This is a genomic window from Phormidesmis sp. 146-33 (genome assembly GCF_052939515.1).
The window spans coordinates 1-15,811 of the sequence record NZ_JBJPHU010000139.1 but is presented as its reverse complement, the minus strand read 5'-3'; the positions used below and the strand labels follow the sequence as shown (position 1 = coordinate 15,811).

At 67.3% G+C, this 15,811-nt stretch carries 19 protein-coding genes; 12 read left to right on the top strand and 7 right to left on the bottom strand.

Annotation, left to right across the window (positions count from 1 at the left end):
- The 3 genes from ACJ2PR_RS31270 to ACJ2PR_RS31260 form a co-directional block, all read right to left on the bottom strand.
- Nucleotides 1–777 (bottom strand): fumarylacetoacetate hydrolase family protein (locus ACJ2PR_RS31270; RefSeq protein WP_446879916.1); only part of this gene is annotated, 777 nt, incomplete at its 3' end.
- An 11-nt stretch (nt 778–788) separates the two neighbouring features.
- The gene (locus tag ACJ2PR_RS31265; protein ID WP_446879915.1) at nt 789–1,523 is read right to left on the bottom strand and encodes an SDR family oxidoreductase; all 735 of its coding nucleotides are present in this window, start codon (nt 1,521–1,523) and stop codon (nt 789–791) included.
- Between the two features lie 393 nt (nt 1,524–1,916).
- Nucleotides 1,917–2,348 (bottom strand): MarR family winged helix-turn-helix transcriptional regulator, encoded by a 432-nt coding sequence (locus tag ACJ2PR_RS31260; RefSeq protein WP_446879914.1) that lies wholly within the window; start codon nt 2,346–2,348, stop codon nt 1,917–1,919.
- Between the two features lie 102 nt (nt 2,349–2,450).
- Between ACJ2PR_RS31260 and ACJ2PR_RS31255 the strand changes: the two genes are divergently transcribed.
- A complete protein-coding gene (locus ACJ2PR_RS31255; protein ID WP_446879913.1) occupies nt 2,451–2,879 on the top strand; it encodes an organic hydroperoxide resistance protein in 429 nt (142 codons plus the stop codon).
- A gap of 63 nt (nt 2,880–2,942) precedes the next feature.
- Here ACJ2PR_RS31255 and ACJ2PR_RS31250 read toward each other — a convergent pair whose 3' ends face one another.
- Complete coding sequence (locus ACJ2PR_RS31250) at nt 2,943–3,809, bottom strand: branched-chain amino acid aminotransferase (RefSeq protein ID WP_446879912.1); 867 nt, start codon at nt 3,807–3,809, stop codon at nt 2,943–2,945.
- A gap of 141 nt (nt 3,810–3,950) precedes the next feature.
- Here ACJ2PR_RS31250 and ACJ2PR_RS31245 point away from each other — a divergent pair, with 141 nt between their 5' ends.
- From ACJ2PR_RS31245 to dxs, 6 genes are all read left to right on the top strand, one after another.
- Nucleotides 3,951–4,445 carry a MarR family winged helix-turn-helix transcriptional regulator gene (locus ACJ2PR_RS31245; protein WP_446879911.1) on the top strand — a complete coding sequence of 165 codons (495 nt, stop codon included), beginning with the start codon at nt 3,951–3,953 and terminating at the stop codon, nt 4,443–4,445.
- Nucleotides 4,445–5,140 carry a response regulator gene (locus ACJ2PR_RS31240; protein ID WP_446879910.1) on the top strand — a complete coding sequence of 232 codons (696 nt, stop codon included), beginning with the start codon at nt 4,445–4,447 and terminating at the stop codon, nt 5,138–5,140. Before ACJ2PR_RS31245 ends, ACJ2PR_RS31240 begins: the two co-directional genes overlap by 1 nt.
- 67 nt (nt 5,141–5,207) lie before the next feature.
- Nucleotides 5,208–6,116: a histone deacetylase family protein gene (locus ACJ2PR_RS31235; RefSeq protein ID WP_446879909.1), complete on the top strand. Its 909-nt coding sequence runs from the start codon at nt 5,208–5,210 to the stop codon at nt 6,114–6,116.
- The gene (locus ACJ2PR_RS31230) at nt 6,113–6,352 is read left to right on the top strand and encodes an exodeoxyribonuclease VII small subunit (RefSeq protein ID WP_446879908.1); all 240 of its coding nucleotides are present in this window, start codon (nt 6,113–6,115) and stop codon (nt 6,350–6,352) included. The genes ACJ2PR_RS31235 and ACJ2PR_RS31230 overlap by 4 nt, the downstream gene beginning before the upstream one ends.
- Complete coding sequence (locus tag ACJ2PR_RS31225) at nt 6,349–7,218, top strand: polyprenyl synthetase family protein (RefSeq protein WP_446879907.1); 870 nt, start codon at nt 6,349–6,351, stop codon at nt 7,216–7,218. Before ACJ2PR_RS31230 ends, ACJ2PR_RS31225 begins: the two co-directional genes overlap by 4 nt.
- A gap of 18 nt (nt 7,219–7,236) precedes the next feature.
- Nucleotides 7,237–9,150 (top strand): 1-deoxy-D-xylulose-5-phosphate synthase, encoded by a 1,914-nt coding sequence (dxs, locus tag ACJ2PR_RS31220; protein WP_446879906.1) that lies wholly within the window; start codon nt 7,237–7,239, stop codon nt 9,148–9,150.
- Between the two features lie 41 nt (nt 9,151–9,191).
- Here dxs and pip read toward each other — a convergent pair whose 3' ends face one another.
- On the bottom strand, nt 9,192–10,157 hold the full coding sequence (gene pip / locus ACJ2PR_RS31215) for a prolyl aminopeptidase (protein WP_446879905.1): 966 nt from the start codon (nt 10,155–10,157) through the stop codon (nt 9,192–9,194).
- Between the two features lie 55 nt (nt 10,158–10,212).
- Between pip and ubiG the strand changes: the two genes are divergently transcribed.
- On the top strand, nt 10,213–10,950 hold the full coding sequence (gene ubiG, locus ACJ2PR_RS31210; RefSeq protein ID WP_446879904.1) for a bifunctional 2-polyprenyl-6-hydroxyphenol methylase/3-demethylubiquinol 3-O-methyltransferase UbiG: 738 nt from the start codon (nt 10,213–10,215) through the stop codon (nt 10,948–10,950).
- Here ubiG and ACJ2PR_RS31205 read toward each other — a convergent pair.
- Nucleotides 10,947–12,164 (bottom strand): aminotransferase class I/II-fold pyridoxal phosphate-dependent enzyme, encoded by a 1,218-nt coding sequence (locus ACJ2PR_RS31205; RefSeq protein WP_446879903.1) that lies wholly within the window; start codon nt 12,162–12,164, stop codon nt 10,947–10,949. The two genes, ubiG and ACJ2PR_RS31205, sit on opposite strands and share 4 nt — an antisense overlap.
- Before the next feature lie 293 nt (nt 12,165–12,457).
- Between ACJ2PR_RS31205 and ACJ2PR_RS31200 the strand changes: the two genes are divergently transcribed.
- The 4 genes from ACJ2PR_RS31200 to ACJ2PR_RS31185 are packed head-to-tail and all read left to right on the top strand — an operon-like array spanning nt 12,458 to nt 15,600.
- Complete coding sequence (locus ACJ2PR_RS31200; protein ID WP_446879902.1) at nt 12,458–13,237, top strand: AfsR/SARP family transcriptional regulator; 780 nt, start codon at nt 12,458–12,460, stop codon at nt 13,235–13,237.
- A gap of 56 nt (nt 13,238–13,293) precedes the next feature.
- The gene (locus tag ACJ2PR_RS31195) at nt 13,294–14,004 is read left to right on the top strand and encodes a class I SAM-dependent methyltransferase (protein WP_446879901.1); all 711 of its coding nucleotides are present in this window, start codon (nt 13,294–13,296) and stop codon (nt 14,002–14,004) included.
- Nucleotides 14,005–14,061: 57 nt separating this feature from the next.
- The gene (gene pheS / locus ACJ2PR_RS31190) at nt 14,062–15,144 is read left to right on the top strand and encodes a phenylalanine--tRNA ligase subunit alpha (protein ID WP_446879900.1); all 1,083 of its coding nucleotides are present in this window, start codon (nt 14,062–14,064) and stop codon (nt 15,142–15,144) included.
- On the top strand, nt 15,145–15,600 hold the full coding sequence (locus tag ACJ2PR_RS31185; protein WP_446879899.1) for a hypothetical protein: 456 nt from the start codon (nt 15,145–15,147) through the stop codon (nt 15,598–15,600).
- 34 nt (nt 15,601–15,634) lie between these two features.
- On the opposite strand, the gene ACJ2PR_RS31180 is transcribed toward ACJ2PR_RS31185, so the two are convergent.
- On the bottom strand, nt 15,635–15,787 hold the full coding sequence (locus ACJ2PR_RS31180) for a hypothetical protein (protein ID WP_446879917.1): 153 nt from the start codon (nt 15,785–15,787) through the stop codon (nt 15,635–15,637).
- Nucleotides 15,788–15,811: the final 24 nt, after the last annotated feature.

The window sequence follows — 15,811 nt, the reverse complement described above, 5'->3', positions numbered from 1 at the left end:
GACCGGGGGTTTCTGGCCAAGGCCGACGCCCGGCGGGGTGCCGGTGGAGATGACGTCGCCCGGTTCCAGCGACATGAACTGCGACAGGTAGGAAACCAGATGCGGCACACCGAAGATCATCGTTGACGTCGACCCGTTCTGGTAGCGGTGGCCGTCGACGTCGAGCCACATCTTCAGGTTGCCGACATCGCCCGCCTCGTCCTTCGTCACCAGCCAGGGGCCGGTGGGGCCGAAGGTGTCGCAGCCCTTGCCCTTGTCCCAGGTGCCGCCGCGTTCGGTCTGGTATTCGCGTTCGGAAACATCGTTCACGACACAATAGCCCGCGACATGCTCAAGGGCTTGATCTTCCGGGATATACTTTCCGCCCGTGCCGATGACGACACCCAACTCCACTTCCCAGTCGGTCTTGACCGAGCCGCGGGGGATCTCGACGTCATCGTCGGGGCCGCACATGGCGGTGATCCACTTGTTGAAGATGATCGGTTCCTTGGGGATCGCGGCGCCGGTCTCGGCGGCGTGGTCGGCGTAGTTGAGGCCGATGCAGATGAACTTGCGGGTTCCGCCGACGCATGCGCCGAGGCGGAGGTCCTTCTGCGGCGCGCCGGGGACGAGAGGAAGCTTGGCGGGGTCCAGCGCGGCGAGGCGGGTCAGGCTGGCGGGCGACAGGGCTTCGCCACCGATGTCGGTCACATGGCCGGAGAGGTCGCGGACCTGGCCGTCTGCGTCGAGGAGACCGGGTTTCTCGGCCCCTTTCGGGCCGTAGCGGAGGAGTTTCATGCGCTGTCCTTCTAGATGGTCACGCCGCCGTCGACCAGGCAGGTCTGCCCGGTCACGAAGCGGCTTTCGTCGGAGAGGAGGAAGACGACCATCGGGGTGATGTCGTCGGTGGTGGCAAGGCGGCCCATCGGCTGACGGGCGATGAAGTCTTTCTCGGCCTGGACTGGGTCGGCGGCGCTGGCGATGCGGCCGCGCAAGGACGGCGTGTCCACCGTGCCGGGGCACAGCGCGTTGCAGCGGAGGCCGGTCTTGACGAAATCGGCCGCGATGGCCTTGGTCAGGCCGATCACGGCGGCCTTGGTCGCGCCATAGGCGGTGCGGTTCGGGAAGCCTTTGATCGAGGAGGCCATCGAGGCCATGTTGAGGACCGAGGCGGTGCCCGTCCGTTTCGCGCGGTCGAGCATCCCCGGGATGAAGGCGCGACAGGTGTGGAACATCGACGTGACGTTCAGCTCGAAGGAAAAGTCCCAGTCGCGGCCGGTCACGTCGAGGATGGTTCCGTTCGCCACGTAGCCCGCGCAGTTGAACAGACCGTCAAGCGGGGGGAGGCTGTCGCGCAGCGCGGTGATGGCAGCGGGGTCGGTGACGTCAAGCGGGCGGGTCTGCATGTCAAGGCCCGCAAGAAGTGCCGCGTCGCGGTCGGTGGCGATCACGGTGGCGCCTTCGCGGGCGCAGGCGATGGCGCTGGCGCGGCCAATGCCCTGACCGGCGGCGGTGATCAGGATGGTCTTGCCCTGCAGTCGCATGGTTGTCCCCTCTGCCTCCGGGCGACACTAGTCGGGCAGGATCGGGCAGGGCAAGCGGTTCTCGGCAGGATCACGCCGGATGCTGCGGACAAGAGGGTTGGCGCAGGGGCGATTCGGGCGCAAGCTGGGGGCCCACTTTTGCCTGGGAGGAGAGCCATGAGCAGACATCTTGCAGATCATCGCGTCGCGACCACCGGGGGGCGGGTGAAACACTTCCTGCGGCTGGCCCGCACGCCGCGGGAAACCTGGCAGCGGCCAAGGGGGACCTGTGGGGCTGGGCGGCTGATCCAGTTCCTGCGGATCGAGCGGGGGCGGACGGCCTGACTGACCACGCGTGGGCAGGTTTTGCGGCCAAGGGAAATCAATGACTTGGCCGCGGGCGTTCAGGTTCGGTTAACCCTTGGCGGGCTTCAGCTTGTCGCGCAGGGCGGCAAGGATATCGCGCAGGTCCGCAAGTTCTGACGCCTGAAAGCCGGTCTTTGCCGCAAAGGCGCGCGGGACATCGGCTGCGCGCGCGGCAAGGGCCCGGCCTTCTGCCGTGAGCGACAGCCGCACCTGACGTTCGTCCTGTGCATCCCGCGTGCGCCGCAGCCAACCCGCACTCTCCATGCGCTTGAGCAAAGGCGTGAGCGTATTGGAATCCAGCCGCAGCTCGGCCCCCAGCTGCCCCACGGTCTGCCCGTCCCGTGCGTTCAGCGACGACAGCGCGAGATATTGCGGATAGGTCAGGCCAAGCGGCTGCAAAAGGGGGGCATAGGCCGCATGCACCGCATGGGCCGTCGAATGCAGCGCAAAACAAAGCATGTCGGGCGGTGCCAGTGTCATATGCAAATGTTAGATCGCGTGCGATGAAAAGGCAAGGGTTGACAGATGACCCGATTCTGCACGAGCTTGATCGTGCACGATTTAATCGTATTGGAGATAAAGATGACTGTCGAAGTGAAGTACTGGACGGAAGCGAAAGCCACGGGTGGCGGCCGCAACGGCGTGGCCGGACTGGTGAACGGCCAGCTGACCGTCACGATGACCAGCCCGAAGGAACTGGGCGGCTCTGGTCTGGGACACAACCCGGAAGAGCTGTTCGCCGTGGGCTATGCCGCCTGCTACCTGGGCGCGATGCGCTTTGCCGCCACCAGCGAGAAGCTGGGCACCGTGCCGGACAACGCGACGGTGAATGCCCATGTCGGGATCGGCGGCCGGTCCGACGGCGGCTTCGGGTTGAAGGTCAAGCTGGTGGTGACCATGCCGGGCGTGGATCGTGCGGTGGCGGAAAAGATCGCCGAGCGCGGCCATTTCATCTGCCCGTATTCCAACGCGACCAAGGGGAATATCGAGGTCGTCACGGAAGTCGTCTGAGCCGACGCCGAAACGGGAAAGGCCGGGCGATCGCGCCCGGCCTTGCTGATCTTGCGACGCGCGTTACGACCGGACGAGCTTTTCGTATTCGGTTGCAACGCGGCGGGTCAGGTCGCCTACCTCGAACATGTAGTCGCCGATCTGGCCGACCGGAGTGACCTCGGCCGCGGTGCCGGTCAGCCAGCACTGTTCGAACGTCGCCAGTTCCTCGGGCATGATGTAGCGTTCGTGGACCTTGATCTGCATGTCCTTGAGCATCCCGATCACGGTCTGCCGGGTGATGCCGTTCAGGATGCAGTCCGGGTTGGGCGTATGCACTTCGCCGTCGCGCACAAAGAAGATGTTGGCCCCCGTCGCCTCGGCCACGTAGCCGCGGAAGTCGTAGAAGAGGGCGTCGGAGCAGCCCTTGGCCATCGCGGCGTGCTTGGACATGGTGCAGATCATGTAGAGACCGGCGGCCTTGGCGGCGGTGGGGATGGTTTCGGGCGAGGGACGCTTCCACTTGGCGATGTCGAGCTTGGCACCCTTCATCTTGGCGTCGCCGTAATAGGCGCCCCAGGACCAGCAGGCGATGGCCAGGCGGACGGGGTTGCCAAGCGAGGCGACGCCCATCTCATCCCCCGCGCCGCGGAAGGCGACGGCGCGGACATAGGCATCGGTCAGACCGTTGGCCTTCAGGACCTCTTCCTTGGCCGCGTCGATCTGTTCGGCGGTATAGGGGATCGGCATGTCGAGGAGGCGGCCGGATTCCAGCAGGCGCAACGAATGTTCGTGACCCTTGAAGATCTTGCCGTTGTAGCAGCGTTCGCCTTCGAACACCGAGGAGGCATAGTGGAGCGCGTGGGTCAGGATGTGGACGTTCGCGGAGCGCCATTCCACCAGCTTGCCATCCATCCAGATGAACCCGTCGCGATCGTCGTAAGCAGCCATCTTGCCCTCCAGCTTTGCGAAAGTTGCGCCCGAAAGGTCCGCTTCGGACAGATTCTTGCGCGAAATCGGGGCAGGGTTACGGGTTCGTGCTTGGAAAGTCAACAAGGCTGACGTAAATTCGGCGCGAAAGGGAGTGACCGGATGGCCGAACACCCAAGCGGGGAGAACCTGCTTTTCCTGACGGACGAGCAGCTGAGGAAGGGCATCGAGGCGATGTTCTTTGCCTATCGCGGCTTTACCGCCGACCCGGACCGGATTCTGGAGGGGATGGACTATGGCCGGGCGCATCACCGGGCGATCCATTTCATCCACCGCTCGCCGGGGACGACGGTCAGCAACCTTCTGTCGATCCTGGGCGTCACAAAACAGTCGTTGAATCGTGTCTTGCGCACCTTGATCGAGGATGGCCTTGTTCGCAGCGAAAAGGGCAAAGTGGATGCGCGGGAACGCCACCTGCATTTGACGGACAAGGGACAGATGCTGGAACGGGAACTGTCGGACGCGCAGCGGGCGCGGATGCGGGCGGCCTATCGCGCGGCGGGGCCGCAGGCGGTGGCGGGCTTCCGGCAGGTGCTGGAGGCGATGATGGACCCGGAGATGCGGCGCCAGTACAACCGCCTGAAAGAGGGTGGCTGATGATTCCGGACGCGCATCTGCTGATTGTCGATGATGACGAGCGTATCCGTGGCTTGTTGCAGAAGTTCCTGGTGCGCAATGGTTTTCTGGTATCCATCGCGCGCGATGCAATGCAGGCGCGGCGCATTCTGGGCGGACTGGAGTTCGACCTCATCGTCATGGACGTGATGATGCCGGGCGAGGATGGGGTCACCCTGACGCGCGAGCTGCGGAAGAAGATGTCGACGCCGATCCTCTTGTTGACCGCGCGGGGCGAGGCCGCGAACCGGATCGAGGGGCTGGAAGCGGGGGCGGACGACTATCTGGTCAAGCCGTTCGAGCCGAAGGAACTTCTGTTGCGGATCAATGCGATCCTCCGACGCGTACCGCAGGTCAAGCCCGCCGAACCCGTGCGCCAGTTCCTGCATCTGGGCGCGGTGCGGTATGATCTGGACCGGGGCGAGATGTGGCGCGGCGAGATGCCGGTGCGCTTGACCGCGACCGAGGCGCAGTTGATGCGGGTGTTCGCGGCGGCTCCGGGCGTGGCCCTGAGCCGGGAGCGGCTGGTAAGCGAAACCGGGGGCGAGGATGCGGCGCAGGAGCGGGCGGTCGACGTGCAGATCACGCGCCTTCGGCGGAAGATCGAGGAAGATCCGAAGGTGCCGCGCTATCTGCAGACGGTCCGGGGCGAGGGGTATATGCTGCAGCCGGATTGAGGTTGGCTGCCCCCGGGGCGCTGCCCCGGACCCCGGGATACTTGTGCAAAGATGAAAGGGCGAGACTGTGCTTCTGTTCACGCACGAGGCGTTTCGCGGCCATGTGACCCCTCCCGGGCATCCGGAGCGGGTGGAGCGGTTGGGGGCGGTGGAGCGGGGGCTTCAGGGGATTTCGGTCGAACGGCGGGAGTGTCCTGTCGGCGAGGAGGCGGAAGTCCTGCGCTGCCATCCGGCGGGATATCTGGGGCGGGTGAAGGCGGCGGTGCCGCAGGAGGGTTGGGCGCAGCTGGATGGCGACACGTTCCTGTCTCCGGGGTCTTTCGACGCGGCGATGCGGGCGGTGGGGGGACTCTGCGCGGCGGTGGATGCGGTGGTGAGCGGGCAGGCGAAGACGGCTTTCGTGGCCGGGCGACCGCCGGGGCATCATGCAGAGCGCGAGACGGCGATGGGGTTCTGCCTGTTCGGGACGGTGGCCATCGGGGCGAAGCGGGCGCTGGATCATCATGGGCTGGGCCGCGTGGCGGTGGTCGATTTCGACGTGCACCACGGCAACGGGACGCAGGACCTCTTGTGGGATGAGGGGCGATGTCTGTTCGTGTCATCCCACCAGATGCCGCTTTATCCGGGAACGGGGCGGCCGGAGGAGCGGGGCGCGCACGGCCAGGTCCTGAACCTGCCGCTGCGCGCGGGATCGGGCGGGCGGGCGATGCGGGACCTGTATGAGGGCGTGGTCTTCCCGGCCTTGCGGGATTGGGAACCTGAGTTGCTGCTCATATCGGCGGGGTTCGATGCCCATGCCGACGATCCTCTGGCGGGGTTGGAATGGCAGGCGGAGGACTATCGGTGGCTGACGGAGCGGCTTTGCGATTTTGCCGGAGGGCGGGTGGTATCGTTGCTGGAGGGTGGCTATGATCTGGACGCGCTTGCCGCTTCCGTGGCCGCGCATGTTGGCGTGCTGGAGGAGCGGGGTCGATGACGGAAAAGCCGGTGGAGACGATGAGCTTTGAGGAGGCCATGGCTGCCTTGGAGCAGGTTGTGGGCGCCCTGGAGCGTGGGGAAGTTCCGCTGGAGCAGTCGATTGCGCTGTATGAGCGGGGGGCGGCGCTGAAGGCGCATTGCGCGAAGAAGCTGGCCGAGGCCGAGGAGAAGGTGGAGCTGATCCGGGCGCAGGAAGGCCGGGCGGTCGGGACGGCTCCGGCGGAGGGGATGTGAAGTTCCAGGAGCGGCTGGCGGCGGATGCGGGGTTGTGCGAGGCCCGGCTTCTGGTTGCCCTGGAGGGGCGCGCGGATCAGCCGGTGACGCAGGCGATGCGCTATGCGCTGCGCGGGGGCAAGCGGCTGCGCGCGTTCCTGGTGCTGGAAGGCGCGCGGATGCTGGGGGTGCCGGAGGAGCGGTCGGTGAGCGCGGCGGCGGCGATCGAGGCGCTGCATGCCTATTCGCTCGTGCACGACGATCTGCCCTGCATGGACGACGACGACCTGCGGCGGGGGCAGCCGACGGTGCACAGGAAGTGGGACGAGGCGACGGCGGTTCTGGCAGGGGATGCCTTGCAGACGATGGCTTTCGAATTGCTGTGCGACCCCGCGCTGGGGTCGGCCGAGGTGCGGATGGAACTGGTCGCGGGCCTTGCGCGCGCGTCGGGGATCGACGGGATGGTCCTGGGCCAGGCGCTGGACATCGCGGCCGAGACGGCCGGGCGGTCGCTGACGCTGGAAGAGATCACGGCGCTGCAGGCGGGCAAGACCGGCGCGCTGATCGGGTTCGCGGCCGCGGCGGGGGCGGTCATCGCGGAGGCGGATCAGGGGCCGTTGCGGCGCTATGCCGCTGCACTGGGGCTGGCGTTTCAGATCGCGGACGACATTCTTGATGTGACCGGCGACGAGGCCAAGACCGGCAAGCGGCTGCACAAGGATGCTGCGGCAGGGAAGGCGACGTTCGTCTCTCTGTTGGGGCTGGAGGGAGCGCGGGCGCGGGCGGCGGAGTTGGTCGAGGAGGCCGAGGCGGCGCTGGCCGGGTATGGAAACGCGGCAGCCAACTTGATCGCGGCGGCGCGCTTCGTTATCGCGCGGGACAGTTGACCGCAAAGGCAGGCTGAGATGACCGACCGACCGAAGACTCCGCTGCTGGACCGGGTGCATGTGCCGTCTGACCTGAAGGGGTTGAGCGACCGGGAGCTGCACCAGCTGGCCGGGGAGCTGCGGGCCGAGACCATCAGCGCGGTGTCGCAGACGGGCGGGCACCTGGGCGCCGGGTTGGGGGTCGTGGAACTGACGGTGGCGATCCATGCCGTCTTCGACACGCCGCGCGACAAGCTGATCTGGGATGTCGGGCACCAGTGCTATCCGCACAAGATTTTGACGGGGCGGCGGGATCGGATTCGCACCTTGCGGACGGAAGGCGGGCTGTCGGGGTTCACCAAGCGGTCGGAAAGCCCCTATGATCCCTTCGGGGCGGCGCATTCGTCGACCTCGATCAGCGCGGCCTTGGGCTTTGCGATGGCGTCGGAGCTGGGGGGCGACCCCGGCGATGCGATTGCGGTCATTGGCGATGGGGCGATGTCGGCGGGCATGGCCTTTGAGGCGATGAACAACGCGGGCCACCTGAAGAAGCGGCTGTTCGTGATCCTGAACGACAACGAGATGTCGATCGCCCCGCCGGTCGGAGCGCTGTCGTCCTACCTGAGCGGGCTTTATGCGGCCGAGCCGATGCAGGACCTGAAGCAGATGGCGAAGGGGATCGTCGGCCTTCTGCCGGGGCCGCTGCAGGAAGGGGCGAAGCGGGCCAAGGACATGCTGAAGGGCATGGCCGTCGGCGGGACGTTGTTTGAATCGCTGGGGTTCGAGTATGTCGGGCCCATCGACGGGCATGATCTGGACCAGCTTTTGCCGGTGCTGCGGACGTTGAAGGCGCGGGCCACGGGGCCGGTCCTGCTGCATGTGCTGACCAAGAAGGGCAAGGGCTATGCTCCGGCCGAGGCGGCGCGGGACAAGGGGCATGCGACGGGCAAGTTCGACGTGCTGACCGGGGTGCAGGTGAAGGCGGCGTCGAATGCTCCGAGCTATACCAAGGTCTTCGCGCAGTCGCTGGTGGCCGAGGCGGAGCGGGACGCCAAGATCGTCGCGGTGACGGCGGCGATGCCGGACGGGACGGGGTTGGACCTGTTCGCCGGGCGGTTCCCGAAGCGGTGTTTCGACGTGGGGATCGCCGAGCAGCATGCGGTGACGTTCAGCGCGGGGCTGGCGGCGGGCGGGATGAAGCCGTTCTGCGCGATCTACTCGACCTTCTTGCAGCGCGGCTACGATCAGGTCGTGCACGATGTGGCGATCCAGCGGCTGCCGGTGCGGTTTGCCATCGACCGTGCCGGTCTGGTGGGGGCCGATGGCGCGACCCATGCGGGGGCGTTCGACATCGGGTTCCTGGCGAACCTGCCGAGTTTCGTGGTGATGGCGGCGGCGGACGAGGCGGAGCTGGTGCACATGGTGGCGACGGCGGCGGCGCATGACGCAGGGCCGATCGCGTTCCGCTATCCGCGCGGTGAGGGCGTCGGGGTGGAGATGCCCGCGCGCGGGGTGCCGCTGGAGATCGGCAGGGGCCGGGTGGTGCGCGAGGGGTCGCGAGTGGCGATCCTGTCCTTTGGCACGCGGCTGGCCGAAAGCCTGAAGGCGGCGGAGGCTTTGGCGGCGCGCGGCGTGTCGGTGACGGTGGCGGATGCGCGGTTTGCCAAGCCGCTGGACCGGGACCTGATCCTGCAACTGGCGCGGGACCATGAGGCGCTGGTGACGGTCGAGGAAGGCGCGGTTGGCGGGTTCGGGTCGCATGTGGCGCAGCTTCTGGCCGAGGCGGGCGTCTTCGATCGGGGGCTGAAGTTCCGCAGCCTGGTGCTGCCGGACATCTTCATCGACCAGGCCTCGCCCGAGGCGATGTACCGGGTTGCCGGGCTGGATGCAGGCCATATCGAGGCAAAGGTCTTGCAGGCGCTGGGCGTCGCGGTGGTGGGTAAGCGGGCGTAGTGCGCGCGGCCCGACCCGCAGACGGTGCGCTGTTGCGCACCCTACCTGAGGCCATCCATCACCCGGACCAGCGCCTCGGAGATCCCCGGCTCGGACAGGGCGTGGCCGGCCATCGGGACCATCTTCAGGATGCACTTTTCCCAGCCCTTGGCCAGCGACCAGGCGGAGTGCGGCGGGCAGATCATGTCGTAGCGGCCCTGGACGATGATGGCGGGGATATGCTCGATCTTCCGGCGCTCCCGCAGGATCCAGCCGTCGCATTCCAGGAATCCCGCGTTCTGGAAGTAGTGATTTTCCAGCCGGGCGAAGGCGCGCGCATAGTCGGAGGGGCTTTCGCCAAGGGCGCCTTCGTTCTGGATCGAGGCGAGGGCGTTTTCCCAGTTGGCCCAGATGCGGCCATACCGGGTCTCCTCGACCAGGTTGCCGGAGAAGAGACGCCGGTGGTAGGCGGCGATGAGGTCGCCCCGTTCGGCCTGGGGGATGACTTCGGTGAAGCGCGACCAGAGGTCGGGGAAGAACGCCCCGGCCCCGCCGCCATAGAACCAGGTGAGCTCGGCCCTGGTCGCAAGGAAGACCCCGCGCAGGACAAGGTGGGCGACGCGGTCGGGGTGGGAGATGGCGTAGATCAGGGCAAGGGTCGCGCCCCAGCTGCCGCCGAAGGCGATGAAACGGTCGATGCCCAGCGCGGTGCGAATCGTCTCGATGTCCTGGACGAGGTGCCAGGTGGTGTTCGCGGTCACGCTGGCATGGGGGCGCGAGCGGCCGCAGCCACGCTGGTCGAAAAGCACGATGCGGAACGCGCGGGGGTCGAAATAGCGCCGCATCGCGGGGGAACAGCCGCCGCCGGGGCCGCCGTGGAACACGATGACCGGGATGCCCGAGGGGTTGCCGCATTGTTCGACGTAGACCCGGTGCCCGTCGCCCATGTCGATCACGCGCTGATCGAACGGGTCGATCGGCGGGTAAAGGTATTCGACTGCGCGCTTTTGACCTGATCTCTGATCCATCTTCACCCTATATAGCCACGGGATGGCCCGGAGTCGAAGGGCAAAGGAGACGGCAATGGCAGTCGATACGGTTGATCCGCAGGAAGTGGCCAAGTTCGAAGCCATGGCGGCGGAATGGTGGGACCCTACGGGCAAGTTCAAGCCGTTGCACATGCTGAACCCCTGCCGGCTGGATTACATCACCAGCCAGATCGCGGCGGAGTTCGGGCGCGATCTTGCGGGCGTGTCGCCGTTCAAGGGGCTGCGGATTCTGGACATCGGCTGCGGCGGGGGCCTACTGTCCGAGCCGATGGCGCGGCTGGGGGCCGAGGTGGTCGGGGCGGATGCGGCGGCGCGGAACATTCCCGTCGCACAGGCCCATGCGCGGCAGTCGGGTCTGGCCATCGACTACCGGCATACGACGGCAGAGGCGCTGGCCGACGCGGGCGAGCGGTTCGACGTGGTGCTGAACATGGAAGTCGTGGAGCATGTGGCGGACCCGCAGGCCTATCTGACCGCCTGCCAGCAGTTGCTGAAGCCCAGCGGGCTGATGATCTGTTCGACGCTGAACCGGAACCCGAAAAGCTTCATGATGGCGATCATCGGGGCGGAATGGGTGATGCGCTGGTTGCCGAAGGGCACGCATGACTGGGCGAAGTTCATCACGCCTGACGAGCTTTACGCGCTGATCGAGAAGGCCGGCCTGCGTCCGGTGGACCGCAAGGGCATGGTGTTCAACCCCGTGACCTGGCGCTGGAGCCTGTCGGACCGGGACCTGAGTTGCAACTACGTGACGGCCTCGGTGAAGGCTTAGGCGGGGACGCGGGACGGCACCGGGGCGCGGCCAAAGGCGCGGGTGACGTCGCGGATCAACTCGGCCAGGTCGTCGATGTCGGCCGGGCCGTGATCGGCGGTCAGCTGGATGCGCCAGCGCGGACCATGCGGCGGGACAAGCGGGGCCTGCAGCAGCGTCACGCGGGGTCCGGCACTTTCCAGAAGCGCGGTGCGGGGCAGAGCCGTCGGCGCGGGCAGCAATACGGGGACGAAGGGCGAAGCCTGGCCCATGGGGCGGATGCCGTCAGACATCAGGTGATTGCGCAGACGAAGCGAGAGCCCATGCAGGTTGCGGCGGCGGCGATGACCTTCCGCGGTCGCAACAAGGGTCAGCGCGGCCAGAAGCACGGAGGCATTGACCGGCGACAGGGCAGGAGTGTGCCACTGCGACCGATGCAGAGGCGCCCCCAGGTCCGGATCCCGGAACGCGGCGAACCCGCCGGACGCGCCGAAGGATCTGGCAAGGCTGCCAAGCAGGATGTCGATGCGCCCCAGACAGCCCTGGATCTCGGCGATGCCGGTGCCGGCGGGACCCATGGCGCCAAGATCATGGGTGACGTCCACGATGAGCAGAGCGTCGTAGTGCCGGGCGAGGGCCGACAGCTCTGCCAGGTCGGCGACCCGCGAGCTGTGGGCCGAGACGGCCGGCACGGCGATGATCAGCCGCCCGGTGCGAGGCTGGCGGGCAAGGCGGGCGATGCGGCGTTCGACCCCGTCGATGGACGCTGCCGGGCTGCGGTGCAGGCTGGCCCGGGCAAGCGCCACCGACTCGAACATGGCCGGATGTGCCCCGGCGTCGACGATCACCTGATCGTTCGGCCGGAGAACGGCACCGAGAGTGACCCGGATCGCCTGGCTGCCCGAGGCGAAGGTGGCGGCTGCCGGCCGGTGCAGAAACGCCGCGAGGCGGTCTTCCAGGTCCAGCACGGGGGCGGTCAGGCCCGAACGACCGGCAGAGCCGGGCGCGACAAGACGATGGCTTCCAAGCGCGGCGAAGGCGGCGGACCTGACCTGCGGATGCGCGGCGAGGCCGAGATAGTCCTGCCGCGCGAAATCAAGCCCAAGCCGCAACCGTGCACCTGGCCCTGCCCTGCGGCCGAGCGCGGGCCCGAGATCGTGATCGAGCAGCGGCGTCGCCGGCGTGCCCGGCTGATCCGGCAGTGCCGAGGCGGTCGAGAGGACGGGCCGGAGCATGGGGTGGCCTTTCGCTGTCGGTGTAAGCCCGCACCGCGGGCGGCCAGACCGTTGCAGCGGTCCGGGTGACCATAGGGGGGAAGATGACGCGTTAATTCCCCGTGAAACGCTGCGCGGCCTTGCCCTGCTGGGTCGAATCGCGGGGAATCACCCGGGTTTCACGCAGCACCTGGCGGCGGATTTCACGATTTACTTGCGCCAATCACGTTGGCCCTTCGGCAATTGACGCAAATTTCACGCGGGCCGTCCGAACCTGCACCGGAGTTCACGGCGCAGGGTCAGGGAGGACGGCGATGTACATTCGGATGATCGGAGAGTTCGAGGTGCGGAGCGAGGCCGGTCATGAGCTTACGCCGCGTGGCGCGAAATCGCGGGCGTTGCTGGCGCTTTTGGCCAGGACACCCGGCCATCGGCGTCCGCGGCGCTGGCTGGAGGCGCGTCTCTGGTCGGATCGGGGGCAGGAGCAGGCGTCTGGCAGCCTTCGGCAGGCGCTGACCGAGTTGCGCAAGGCGCTGGGGCCCCTGGCCGACCATCTGACCAGCGACCGCGACTGCGTAGCGCTGAGCGGACTTCGGACGGACCTGGATGCCGATCCGGCCGGGGCTGCGGCTCGACTGGCGCAGGGCCGGGAGTTTCTGGAGGGCATCGACGTCATTGATCCGGCCTTCAACCTGTGGCTGGCCGAGGAGCGCCAGCGCGTTGCGGCCGAACTGGGGCGGGCCACGGTTGCGCCAGTCGCGGCCGTGCCGTTCTCGCTGCGGCTGGGCGAATTGCCCGAGGGGACCGAAGCGACGCTTGCCCGCGACCTTGCCGCCGCGATTGCCCGGCTGACGGCCGAATACCTGCTTGGCGAAGGGCAGCGCGGAGGGTCGGGAGAGTTGCTGCCTCGCGGGCTGAACCTTCTGGTCGAGGGCGACTGGAGCGAGGACCGCGCCTATCTGAAGGTGCGGCTGGTGGACCAGGTGAACCACCGGACCCTGTGGAGCCAGCGCCTGACCGCCAGCCGCAAGGCGTCGGGCCGCGGCGAGCTGGCACCCGTGCTGTTCGAGGCGACGGACGGTCAGCTGATGTGAGCCGTGCTTGCGGACGGGGGCGGCCGGTGTAGGGTCGGCACGGCAACAGGTGGACCATGACCCGATATTTCCGCGACTTCCCGGCCCGGACCGACGACCGGATGCTTCTGAAGATGGAGCATTACCTGGAGATCTATGACGAGCTTCTGGCGTCTTGGCAGGGCCGGGACGTCCGCTTTCTGGAGATCGGCATCTACAAGGGCGGTTCGATCCGGATGTGGCAGGAGTTCTTCGGCAAGGGCTCCAGCCTGACGTTTCTGGACATCGACCCCGCCTGTCTGGCCATGGCCCTGCCCGGGACCGTGGTCGAACTGGGCGATCAGGCCGACCCCGCGTTTCTGGAGCGGGTCGGTCAGGCGCATGGGCCGTTCGACCTGATCGTCGATGACGGAGGCCACAAGATGCATCAGCAGATCACCAGTTTCCGGCATCTTTGGCCCCGGCTGAACGACCGGGGGCTTTACATCGTGGAGGACGTCCACACGAGCTATTGGCCCGGGTTCGGCGGCGGCTTCCGGGAACCGGCGAGCTTCATCGAATTCGCCAAGGACCTGATCGACCGGATGCATTCCTGGTACACCGAGGATGATGCGGGTTTTCCGCTGCACCCGCTGGCGCGCGAGATCGGCGCGATCCGGTTTTACGATTCGCTGGTGGTGATCGAGAAGCGGCTGAAGGAGCCGCCGGTGTCGATCAGCGCGCGGAACGGCCAGGTCGGGCGCTCGCGTCGGTTGCTGGAGGTGCGCGGGCGGCGGTCGATCTTCTGAACCTTGCATTGCAGGGCCTTCGCCGCTAGCAGAGGGGCGGTTTTCAGGAGACGGACCATGGACGGGATCGACACGCTAAAGGCCAAGTATCTGGCTGCGGTGGCCGGTGCGGCGGATGAGGCCGGGCTGGAAGAGGTCCGCGTGGGTGCCCTCGGCAAGAAGGGCGAGATCTCGGGGCTGATGGCGGGCCTGGGGAAGATGGACCCCGAGGCGCGGAAGGCGGCTGGCGCCAGCCTGAACGCGCTGAAGGACGAGATCGACGCGGCTTTGCGGGCGCGGAAGACCGCGATGGCCGATGCGGCGCTGGATGAGCGGCTGAAGACCGAATGGCTGGACGTGACCCTGCCGGGGCGGCCGCGCCCCCGTGGGACGGTGCATCCGGTCTCCCAGGTCATGGAAGAGCTGACGGCGATCTTTGCCGACATGGGCTTCTCGGTGGCCGAGGGGCCGCAGGTTGAAAGCGACTGGTACAACTTCGATGCGCTGAACATCCCGCCGGAGCACCCGGCGCGGCAGGAGCATGACACGTTCTTCATGCACCGGGCCGAGGGCGACAACCGCCCGCCGCATGTGCTGCGGACCCATACCAGCCCGGTGCAGATCCGGGCGATGATGGCTGAAGGAGCGCCGATCCGGGTGATCGCTCCGGGTCGGGTCTACCGGATGGACATGGACCAGACGCATACGCCGATGTTCCACCAGGTCGAGGGTCTGGCGATTGATCGGTCGATTTCGATGGCGAACCTGAAATGGTGCCTGGAGGAGTTCTGCCGCGCCTTCTTCGAGGTGGACAAGGTGGAGCTGCGGTTCCGCGCCTCGCACTTCCCGTTCACCGAGCCTTCGGCGGAGGTCGACATCCGCTATTCCAACGTCGGGGGCCAGCTGAAGATTGGCGAGGGCGACAAGTGGATGGAGATCCTCGGCTCGGGGATGGTGCATCCGAAGGTGCTGCAGGCGGCGGGGGTGGACCCGACCCAGTGGCAGGGCTTCGCCTTCGGCATGGGGATCGACCGGATCGCGATGCTGAAATACGGCATCCCGGATTTGCGGGCGTTCTTCGAGGCCGACCTGCGCTGGCTGCGGCACTATGGGTTCAGCGCGCTGGACGTGCCGGACCTTGCGGGCGGGCTGTCGGCCTGAATGGACGACCCGGACCTTTCCGCACGCAAGCATCTGGCGGGAAGCGACCCGGCCTTCCCCGCGCGGCGGGAGGAGGCCTGGGGGCGGATCGTGTCGGCCTTGGCAGGGGTGCTGGAGCCTGAGGGCTATGTTCTGACCCGGACGACCTGGAACAAGGTGACCGCGGCGGGGAAGTCGGCGGTGCACTTGCAGCGCGACCGCTATGGCTGGGACGTGCGGATCCTGCTGCGGTTCGTGACCCCGTCCGGCGAGGTGCCGGATCACCCCGATTGGCCCGGCGGCGAGGATGTGACGCTGGCCGAGTTCTTCGAAGCGGCGGCCAGTGATCCGGGGACCCTGGCGTTTGTGGACGTGCTGGAGCAGCCGGACTGTCTGGACCTGGCGGTGGAGGTGCTGCGCGAGCAGGTGCTGCCCTGGTTCGAGGCTCTGCATGGTGCGACCCCGCCCCGGACCTGATCCGGGGCCTCCCTTCATCGCAAGAGGCCCCGGATCAGGTCCGGGGCGGGGTCTCCTGCAGTCGCCGGGCGGCGGCTTGTCCCGCGTGGCGGCCGGTGGCCCAGCATGCGGTAAGAAGATAGCCGCCGGTCGGGGCCTCCCAGTCCAACATCTCACCTGCGGCGAAGATGGTGGGAAGGGCTTTCAGTTCGAGGTCGGGGGTGAGGGCGTC